General features: G+C 51.6%; 10 protein-coding genes and 1 pseudogene. 5 read left to right on the plus strand and 6 right to left on the minus strand.

The window, feature by feature from the left end:
• Positions 1–18: 18 nt before the first annotated feature.
• The 5 genes and pseudogenes from ABYV26_RS13995 to ABYV26_RS14015 all read left to right on the plus strand — a co-directional run bounded on the left by ABYV26_RS13995 (position 19) and on the right by ABYV26_RS14015 (position 3,224).
• Entirely contained in the window at positions 19–171 is a 153-nt protein-coding gene (locus ABYV26_RS13995) for an ArsR family transcriptional regulator (protein WP_372681980.1), read from the plus strand.
• A gap of 52 nt (positions 172–223) precedes the next feature.
• On the plus strand, positions 224–676 hold the full coding sequence (locus tag ABYV26_RS14000) for an NAD(P)H-dependent oxidoreductase subunit E (RefSeq protein WP_372681972.1): 453 nt from the start codon (positions 224–226) through the stop codon (positions 674–676).
• Positions 677–685: 9 nt separating this feature from the next.
• A pseudogene (locus ABYV26_RS14005) lies at positions 686–1,939 on the plus strand (SLBB domain-containing protein); the annotation flags it as partial.
• 120 nt (positions 1,940–2,059) lie between these two features.
• Complete coding sequence (locus ABYV26_RS14010; RefSeq protein ID WP_372681981.1) at positions 2,060–2,617, plus strand: NADH-ubiquinone oxidoreductase-F iron-sulfur binding region domain-containing protein; 558 nt, start codon at positions 2,060–2,062, stop codon at positions 2,615–2,617.
• Entirely contained in the window at positions 2,610–3,224 is a 615-nt protein-coding gene (locus ABYV26_RS14015; RefSeq protein ID WP_372681973.1) for a 2Fe-2S iron-sulfur cluster-binding protein, read from the plus strand. The genes ABYV26_RS14010 and ABYV26_RS14015 overlap by 8 nt, the downstream gene beginning before the upstream one ends.
• 72 nt (positions 3,225–3,296) lie before the next feature.
• Here ABYV26_RS14015 and ABYV26_RS14020 read toward each other — a convergent pair whose 3' ends face one another.
• The 6 genes from ABYV26_RS14020 to ABYV26_RS14045 all read right to left on the minus strand — a co-directional run.
• Complete coding sequence (locus tag ABYV26_RS14020) at positions 3,297–3,731, minus strand: GNAT family N-acetyltransferase (RefSeq protein ID WP_372681974.1); 435 nt, start codon at positions 3,729–3,731, stop codon at positions 3,297–3,299.
• A 31-nt stretch (positions 3,732–3,762) separates the two neighbouring features.
• Positions 3,763–3,948 carry a DUF2080 family transposase-associated protein gene (locus tag ABYV26_RS14025; protein ID WP_372681975.1) on the minus strand — a complete coding sequence of 62 codons (186 nt, stop codon included), beginning with the start codon at positions 3,946–3,948 and terminating at the stop codon, positions 3,763–3,765.
• 113 nt (positions 3,949–4,061) lie between these two features.
• On the minus strand, positions 4,062–4,448 hold the full coding sequence (locus ABYV26_RS14030; protein ID WP_372681976.1) for a hypothetical protein: 387 nt from the start codon (positions 4,446–4,448) through the stop codon (positions 4,062–4,064).
• 196 nt (positions 4,449–4,644) lie between these two features.
• On the minus strand, positions 4,645–6,522 hold the full coding sequence (locus ABYV26_RS14035; RefSeq protein ID WP_372681977.1) for a GNAT family N-acetyltransferase: 1,878 nt from the start codon (positions 6,520–6,522) through the stop codon (positions 4,645–4,647).
• A gap of 1,445 nt (positions 6,523–7,967) precedes the next feature.
• Positions 7,968–8,405, minus strand: coding sequence for an RsbRD N-terminal domain-containing protein (locus ABYV26_RS14040; RefSeq protein ID WP_372681978.1), 438 nt, complete (start codon positions 8,403–8,405; stop codon positions 7,968–7,970).
• Between the two features lie 463 nt (positions 8,406–8,868).
• The coding region (locus tag ABYV26_RS14045) for a class I SAM-dependent methyltransferase (RefSeq protein ID WP_372681979.1) at positions 8,869–9,479 on the minus strand (611 nt) is incomplete at its 5' end.

Below are 9,479 nucleotides of genomic sequence, written 5' to 3' on the forward strand. Positions count from 1 at the left end.
CTGGCCATCAGCCAGATCATGCTGCTCTTGAAGAAAAAACCCCTTTCGACGATTGACATCTCCGAGCGGCTGGGCCTGAACCCCTCAGATGTATCCAAACACATGAATAGTTCTTCTCGGCACGGGTTGGTCAGATACGACACCACCAGCAATTGCTATGCGCTGGCCTGAAAGAAACGGGTATGGAATATCAACGGGCAGGAAGAAATTGAGGACGCGGCTAATGGATATTGAACAAATCGATCGGATCATTGACAGCCACCACGGCCAGGCCAGTTCACTCATTCAAATATTGCTTGACATTCAAAGCGAAAACAACTGGCTTCCCAAAGAGGCCTTGAATCGGGTAAGTGAACGATTGAATGTCCCTTCAACCCGGGTGCAGCATATCGCGACCTTCTACAAGGCCTTCAGTGTCGTTCCCAAGGGGCGCCACAAGGTTCACATCTGCATGGGCACCGCCTGTCATGTCCGCGGCGCCACCCGGGTGCTCGACACCGTGCAGGATGCGACCGGAATAAAAGCGGGTGAGACGGATCTTGATTTCAAGTTCAGCCTGGAGACGGTCAACTGTTTAGGTTGCTGTGCCTTGGGACCGGTATTGGAAGTCGATGGAAAGGTTCACGGTAAGATGACACCGGGGCAAACAGCTGACGTGCTAAAAACATACGAGTAGGGGAGAATTATGGCGCGGTTAAATTCGCCTGAAGAATTAGAGCAATTCAGACAGGATCTATTGTCCAAAAGGGACCCCAGCGCCCCTTGCATCTCGGTCTGTGCCGGCGCCGGTTGCGTGGCCTCCGGTGCAGATGCCGTCATTGCCGCCTTTAAAGCGGAAATTGAAAAAGCGGGCTTGGCCGCCAAAGTCGATACCAAGGGAACCGGATGCCCTGGATTCTGTGAGCGGGGGCCGGTGGTCGTGATCTATCCAGAAGAGATATGTTATCTTCAGGTAAGGGCCGAAGACGTTCCCGAGATTGTCTCTGAAACCATCAAGGCGAATAAAATCGTCGAGCGTCTGCTCTACCAGGATCCCGTAACCGGTGAACGCGCCGTCCGGGAATCCGATATCCCCTTTTATAAGAACCAAAAACGCACGCTGCTTTGCAGTAATATCAAAATCGATTCCAAGCGCATCGATGACTACCTGTCCATTGGCGGGTACGCCGCGCTCAGCAAAGCGCTTTTTCAGATGACGGATGTGGCCGTTCTGGAGGAAATTAAAAAATCCAATCTCAGGGGACGGGGCGGTGCCGGTTTCCCGGCCGGCAGGAAATGGGAAGGTTCCCGGAACGCCCCGGAACCCGTCAAATATGTGATCGTCAATGCCGATGAAGGCGACCCCGGCGCATTTATGGATAGGGCCCTGCTTGAAGGCAATCCGCACTCGATCCTTGAAGGGTTGATCCTGGGCGGCTACGCCATCGGTGCACAAGAGGGATATATTTATGTGCGGCAGGAATACCCCCTGGCAGTAAAAAATATCCATCTGGCGATCGAGCAGGCCCAAGCATATGGATTTCTCGGGGAGAATATTCTGGGCTCGCCTTTTTCTTTCAAGGTCATTGTCCACCAGGGGGCGGGTGCGTTCGTCTGTGGTGAATCAACGGCCTTGATGACAGCCTTAGAGGGCCGTGTGGGTGAGCCCAGACCCAAGTACACCCGCTCGAATATCAAAGGCCTGTGGGAAAAACCGTCTGTTTTGAATAACGTTGAAACATGGGCCAATGTGCCGATGATTGTCAATAACGGTGCCGACTGGTTTACCCAAATCGGAACCGACGGCAGCAAGGGGACAAAGATTTTCTCATTGGTAGGAAAGATTACCAATACCGGGCTGGTGGAGGTCCCCATGGGCATTACCCTGAGAGATATCATTTATCATATCGGGGGCGGTATCCCCAACGGCAAGCAGTTTAAAGCCGTGCAGACCGGCGGACCCTCCGGCGGATGTATCCCTGAAGCGCAACTGGATCTGGAGGTCGGGTTTGACGAATTGACCAAGGCCGGATCGATGATGGGATCAGGCGGGATGATCGTTATGGATGAAGATACCTGTATGGTGGATGTCGCCAGGTACTTCACTGAATTCCTTACGGACGAATCCTGCGGCAAATGCGTTCCGTGCCGCGAGGGACTGCGGCAGATGAACAGGATTCTGACCAAAATCACCCGCGGAGAGGGAAAAGCGGGTGACATCGAGATCTTGGAGGAGCTTTCCGAGACCGCGATCGACGCTTCGCTTTGCGCCTTGGGTAAGAGTGCCCCGAATCCGTTTCTAAGCACGCTGCGCTATTTCAGGGATGAATATGAGGCACACATCAAAGAGAAGCGATGCCCGGCGTTGTCCTGCAAATCGCTGATCGCCTATTACATTGATCCGGACAAGTGCCAGGCCTGCATGATTTGTCTGCGCAAGTGCCCCGCAGAAGCGATCGATGGCGGCAAGAAGAAGATCCATGTCATCGATCAGGAAAAATGCACCAATTGCGGAACCTGCTTCGAGGTTTGTCCCTCTCGTTTTGGCGCGGTGACGAAGATTTCCGGAAGTCCGGTCCCGCCCCGTGTCCCTGAAGCGGAAAGAAACATCATCAGAAAGAGCAAAAAAAATGAGTAAAATCCTTTTGCAGATCGACGGAACCAAGGTAGCGGCCAGTGAAGGGATGACGGTGTTGGAAGCGGCCCAAAGCGCCGGGATATCGATTCCTACGCTCTGCCACCACGAAAAATTGGAGCCTTTCGGGGGCTGCCGACTCTGCATCGTAGAAATAGAATCACGCGGATGGACCAAGCTGGTCGTCTCCTGCGTTTATCCCGCAGAAGAAAACCTGGTCGTAAGAACCCGGTCAGAGAAGGTAGATCGGATTCGAAAGACCATCTTGGAGTTGCTGCTGGCCCACGCACCGGACTCCCCGGAATTAAATCATTTTGCCAAAGAATATAATGCAGACAAGGACCGTTATGAAAAAGATGCTTCATTTTGCATCCATTGCGGCCTATGCGTCAGATATTGTGCCGAGGTAAAGAAGGCCGACGCGATTGGATTTGTTGACAGGGGAATCAGGAAAGAGATCAGTTTCATTCCTGAAATCGCAGCCACGGTATGCAATGACTGCAAGGCGTGTTTCCCGCTCTGTCCGACATCCTATCTCCAGGCAGCCTTCGTCTTGACCGAAGCCCTGGCGTTTCCGTCGGCGCCATCGGATCCCGCTGCAACGGAATAGGCAGGGAGATGGGCGGTATACGCGCCACGCGGGTGGTTGGAAAAATATATCCTGCTCAAGTTGACGAAACCGTCAAAGATCTTTTTTCAGATTGATAAACTTGCTGCGGTCGAACCCCAGGGTCTTGAAAAACGAGAGCAGATCGGAAGAGTCCCAGGGCACCGAGGTATACACGCGGCTGATTCCCATGCGCTTGTAAAGCTTGAATATTTCACGGGCCAGGCGGTCGCCCAGGCCCCGGCCCATGTATTCGGGATCCACGCCAAGGGTGGCGATCCAGGCGCTTTTTTCAATGCCGAATCCGAAGGTGAGGATGTAGCTGATCATAAAACCGATGACCCGGCCGTCCAGCTCGGCCACGAAGCAGATGTCATTGTCGCTCCGGGCATGCTTTTCGATCAGGTCTTTAAAGTCCATATCTACGGATTTTCGGACAATGGATGCGTAGATGTCGGCGATGTCGTCCGCATCCGCTGCCGCAAGTTCTCTGATCCGGATATTTTCCACGTCAATGGTCCTTTTTTATGCGCAGTTGGGGTTAGTCGACCCGGATGATCTTCACATGACGCCCTACCCAGTCCGGGGGCAGATAGACGCGGCCACTGTTGCCACTGGATTTGACCAGCTTCTCGATCATCTCTTCCCCGTATATTTCGAACTTTACTTTTGTGGGAGCTAAGCTCGGCGGCGCTTCAGTGGTCTGGTTTTTTTTGTCGTCTGCCACGATGAATGCCCATCCTTTTCGAGTGACTGGATTGGGGTTGTTTCGTAAGTCTCCGGATCATTCCTCTTAGCATCAGCATCGGGTGGGGTCAAGCCGGTTTAGCTAATATGTCGCTACTTTTCAGCTGTCAGGGTCTGCATGGCGCAGGCTTCGATGCCGGTGATTGGATCATGACCGATATTTTTTCCTCTGCAGGCCGGCCATTCGGTTGACTGCGCCACAAGCGCGCTCCACAGGGAGCTCCCTGTGATGTTGAAACCGAAGCTGATCGGTCCTTCCAGCTGGCCTCGGATGGCGGGCCGATCTGCCCGGTCCAACGCCAGAAAGCGGTGGTACACCGCCGAATAGGCCTCCCTGAGGTCGAACATGACCGGGTCGTCAACACGCAGCAGGGCATCTTCCAGTTTCGCATCTATTCTCAAATAGGGTTTAAGAACGACCAGTTGGGCGTTGCTTCTCTTCTTTACCCCATGGTAAATTCTGGCAGACCCTCCAGTCAATCATGCTTGATGGTTGAGTTTACCCGGCCCAAGGGTATTCGTCCGATCCGCTGCCACGCCATTGTCCGAAGCTCCTCCTGATTCATGATCAGGCACGACGGTAACTTAGGGGACTTTCTATAGCGCCTGGCCGCTTAACCGGAGGATTGCGGTCCATAAGAAACCGCTGATTCAAGCCCTGAATCATATAACAAAATTATGCCGGTGATACCGGACGACTAAAATCCATGGTCAGCCGGTCGACGCCTCCAAGGCGTTCGACTTTTATGTTCCAGCCCATTTTCTTCAAGACGTGATGCATTTTTATGTTTTCAGTCAATGTCTCAGCGGTAAATCCTTTTAATTGTCGTTCTTTGGCCAAGCGCATCAGTACGTTGCAGAGGTACGTCCCGATGCCGATATGCTGATACGCCTCATCCACCATGATAGACAATTCCGCATAAGGCGTCTGGGGATTGAGCCGGTCAAAACGTGCTTCCGCGATTATCCGGTCATAGTTGGGATCATCGGGCAAACCGATCAGGGACAGGGAATGGCGGTAATCAATGTTGACATACTCCTGTATATCTGAGTGAAACATGGTTTTTATGGGGTAGAAGTATCGGTACTCCACTGATTGGTCCGATAGGCGGTAGAAAAGTTGGCGCATATTTTCTTCATCGGACGGTTTAAGTGCCCGAAATCGGACCTTCGTTTTTCCCTTGAACGTCTGCCGAAATTCAATCTCATTCGGATAGAGATGCGCACTTTCTGTGAGAAAGATCTGATCCGGGTAGAGGATGTTTCTTGTTTTGGCTTCTGCCACCAGGTCGGCACGGTCATCCGGATGGGCGATATCAATCAGGGCCTGGGCTCGTTCGCGGACGGAGCGGCCCTTCATGTTGACCGATCCGTATTCGGTTACAACGGTGGTGACCGATTCCCACAAACTGAACTGGTTGGGTAGTTTCCGAACCGAAATCAAGATGTTGGGTTTTCCTTCACGATTGCGGCTGGTCAGCGCGAAAATGGCCCGGCCATCTTTGGAAATCAGGGCGCCGTTGAAAAAATCGACCACTTCGCTGGGGCCTGAGCCCACATTGCCTTTTCCGGTATGTAGGGTGAGCCGTCCTGACAGGTCTATCTCGCGGGCCGGCAGAACGGCCATTACCTTGGGGGTCCGGCTGATATCAATAGGGTTGAACACCTGGTCGATGCTTCGGAATTCTACCAGAGGATTGTTGTCCAGCCACTGCATGAGGGTACGGGTGCCGATGGCGTAGGATGTCAGGGATTTGCCCGGGGACAAGCGGTTATAGCGGTTGGTCACCGCACCGGAGTTGACCAGGTCCATCAGGTTGTCGAAGAAGAAAGGCGTGTGGATGCTGAGATCTTTCTTTGATGTCAGATGATGGCATAGGGCTTCGTAAAGCGGACCCACCGAAGACCCGACACAACTGCCGTCCTCTATGAGCGCTGCGGCGTTGGCACCGAGACGGTCATAGATGTCGTCAACCTTCCACCGATTGAAATAGATCGGTGGTTCAGTGCTTTCAACGATCATGTCGAATTTTGAGAAGGGGACGAACGTATCCCCGAATGTCCAGGGGATTTCCGTGTTGACCTCACCGACCACCAAGGCCGCTTGCTCGATAGCCGGTCGGGCCACATCTACACAGACACCCAGGCTGCAAAAGCCTGCTTTATTCGGCGGTGTGATCTGGACGAAGGCGACATCAATGGGAATCTGGCCGGATTTGAATACCGCTGGAATTTGGTAATAACGGCTGGGAATGAAATCGGCAAACCCTTCCGAAACCGCTTCACTGGCTTCCCACCCGCTGAAAAAGGTCTTCAGCCGATATTTATTCGAGTCCTGCGCGGTTACCCCGATGGCTTCTCCAAGGCCCACCAATTGAAACAGTTCTAGATCGAGCAGGTTCCCGGCGGTGGATCTCTTTAAATGCCGAACCAGCGTCAACGGTTCTGACACACCGGTCCCGATGAATATCCGCATTCCCGGTTTGATTCTTTCCAGCACCTTATCCGGGGTTGAGACCTTGTCCCTCCAGGTTGAGCCGGCCGTAATGATCAAAGAATCACCTCGCTTAAAATCCGTGTGATAATTTCAGGTCACGCTTAGCCGGGAGTGATCCGGTAAACCATGGGTTTCGGCGAGTTCGTATCCGTATTCACCCCATCGGGGTCAATCGGCCTGGCTTTCGCACGGCAAACGAAGCCACGATTTCAGCCAGCCGTTAGCATGACAACGAAGTTGAAAATGGACCCCCGCCTGTCGGGAATCAATACTATTTTTCCTATTTATTGTTACTTTGGCTTCTCAATTGAACACTATTCTGGCTTCCATCTACTTGATGGCTTCTCATTTATTGGCGACCCATCTTATTCATTGTCCATAAAACATTCTGTTTTCGTTACATAATCTGTTTTTTTAGGGAAAAAAGCCAATCGTGGTATGGATCATGCCCTGTAGAAGCGCAGCGGAATGCTAAATTGATTTGATCGTTAACGCGTACGTTGCCAACGGTTGACCAGCTCTGAACCCCAATTTAAGGGTGATGTCAAGCCGGTGTCAACGAAAAATAAGGGGCTTAACATGAGAAGAAGGCCGCTCTTCCCGAAGCATGTCACCGGCGTCAGTCCAACAGACTATCTACGAAATTTTTGGTGCCAGTATTACCCTACTTGCCAGGGGGAAGCTGCCAATCAACATACATACCTGAGTTGCAATCTGTGCTGGTACAGATGCAGCCGAACCCAAAAGGCATCCTTGGCATAGCGAAGGCGATCCCATTTCCCACCGCTCGTCGACGCAACGCCGAAGTTTCGCCCATCGGAATCGGCGTGAAGCAGAGATCGCGCCGATCAGGGCCGCGGGGAGGATTTACGATGTTTGACTGATCAGAAACACGCATCAATTCTTGACAGACCCCAAAATCCGCTAATAATATGGTTTATATGCCTTCCATCTTCAGGTTGAGTGCCCTTCTGGCTGCCCCTTCTTCCTGCCCCATCATCGATTGAGCCGACCATTGATGTAACGCTTCTATGATTTAGCAATCGCTTGAAGGCATTTATTACTCGAGAAATAGTCCACGAAGAAAGGAGCTGATCATGGAAATGAAAAAAATACTGGCCGGGTGGAGTAAAGTCTGCCCCGGATGCAATATCGGACGGAAATATCCGGATTCCTTTATCGGGAAACAAGTTAGGAATCACTGGAAGCGGGGATGTCTCTCGCATAACGCCTATGTTGACGTATACGGCAGCGACGAGCCATCGCCGAGGGAGACCAAAATAAAATCTAGATGAAAGTAATTCCGCCGCGTTGAGGCTACAATTCCAAAATGTACAGCGGGTGCCCGCGGTTTAGTGTTGCGCGTGTGCGGAGCGGAGCGGTGAACTGAAACGATGCGACGTGCAACCGTCGATCATCTGCCGATGGCACCGCTGGCGCTTTCCCGGATCACAGGAGTTCTGTACCGAGTTGAGACTTTTTCGGCCTATTTTACAACCCCTTTATTCTGTCTGTTCGTATCCCCGGGCGGTGTAAAAGATAGCCCGATCGAAAAAAAGGATGACCCGATTGTTCAGTTCCAGTGCCTGATGGTGGTCCAGAACCGTGTCCAGCAACCCTTCCGACAGCACCTTGAGCCACACATGTCGTCTGGTGATAATGAGCGCCTGGATGACTTCCGAAAGTGCGAAACCTTCTTTTCTCCGCTGCTCTCCTAAGACAGTGTAGTATTCTTCTATGTCTTCTTTGGATGTTTCTCTCGATATCCATTGGCCAAGATGGCTGTATACACGATGGGCCCGTTCATAAAGCTTTTTCTCGTCATACGTATGATAGGTGGGCGTGGTGGGATGGCTTCGCACATTGCTGAGCCAGTTTTTCGTCAGTTGGTCGGCATCGCGTTCGATTAGCTTGATGAGTTTGTCAGAAATATATTCCATCTTGTCCTCCTTTCGACCATTTGAGTTAAAGGATCCTGCGTCTTATTTTCGCATCTAAGGTTTCTTGTTCGCAGTTAGCGGTTTCGGATTGACCACGAAGGCGTCGACGTCTGGATGTCCCCTCATGCGTGAACCATACTGGTATTCACTGTACAGATCGATTTTACGGGCAACTGGAAGGTCTGCGCTGAAGAAGTGAAGGTTCGAGAATCAAGTTTTCGTTAACCTCTCCATATAGGTTAGTATAGCGACTATAAATGTCAATGCCAATTTTGGCCGATTGAAAAGGCTATGTCCAATGGTGTTGAGGAGCAGCGGACCAATCAAAGAGCAACTGGCTTTGTAATTGCGTTCAATTGCATTCCGCGGGATCGGCAAGTCTGAATCTGCGGCTTTCCACGAAACCGTCGAAAATGCATCATTTTACGACTTCATCATTGTTGACCACCATCCTCAAGCTTTATTATCGAGACGAGCCTGACTTGATGCCTTCTGCCATGCGCCAGACGATATGCCCTTTACCGGTCATATGGTTGAGGGTGGCGAATAGGTTTTTCACCAGGTCACGACGGACCTCATACCCGCGTCCTGGAAAGAGCGAAGCGGATTGGGCGGGTATGGAAAAAAAATCTTGAAGGAACCGGGTGTCGAGGGGACGCACCCAGCGATGATGGCAAATATTTGTGCAGTAGCGATTCAAGGCATCAGAGGCCTCAGAATAATCCGTAATCACTCGAAATCGCGGTAGGGGTTCACCCAATCGGCGAAAAGCCGCAGCAAACAGATCCTCATTTGCCTCTCCGACCAGTTCAGGATAAAAAGAAAAAGCAATTTTACCGCCGGTACGAAGGTAATGATAGGACTCGGACATGGTTTTCGAAACGTCAGGAAAAATAAAAATCGAGGCATTGTAAAGCACATAATCGAAGATGCGGTCGCCCACAATGGGAGACAAATTTTCCCCGTCACCAACTAAAAGTTGAATGTCATCGCCGTCGCACAGCGAACGTCCTGCAGCAACCATCTTGTGAGACAAATCTACGCCCAATACGCTGCAGCTTAATTGGTCATTCA

It is taken from the genome of Desulfosarcina sp., assembly GCF_041551955.1.
Lineage (GTDB): Bacteria > Desulfobacterota > Desulfobacteria > Desulfobacterales > Desulfosarcinaceae > Desulfosarcina.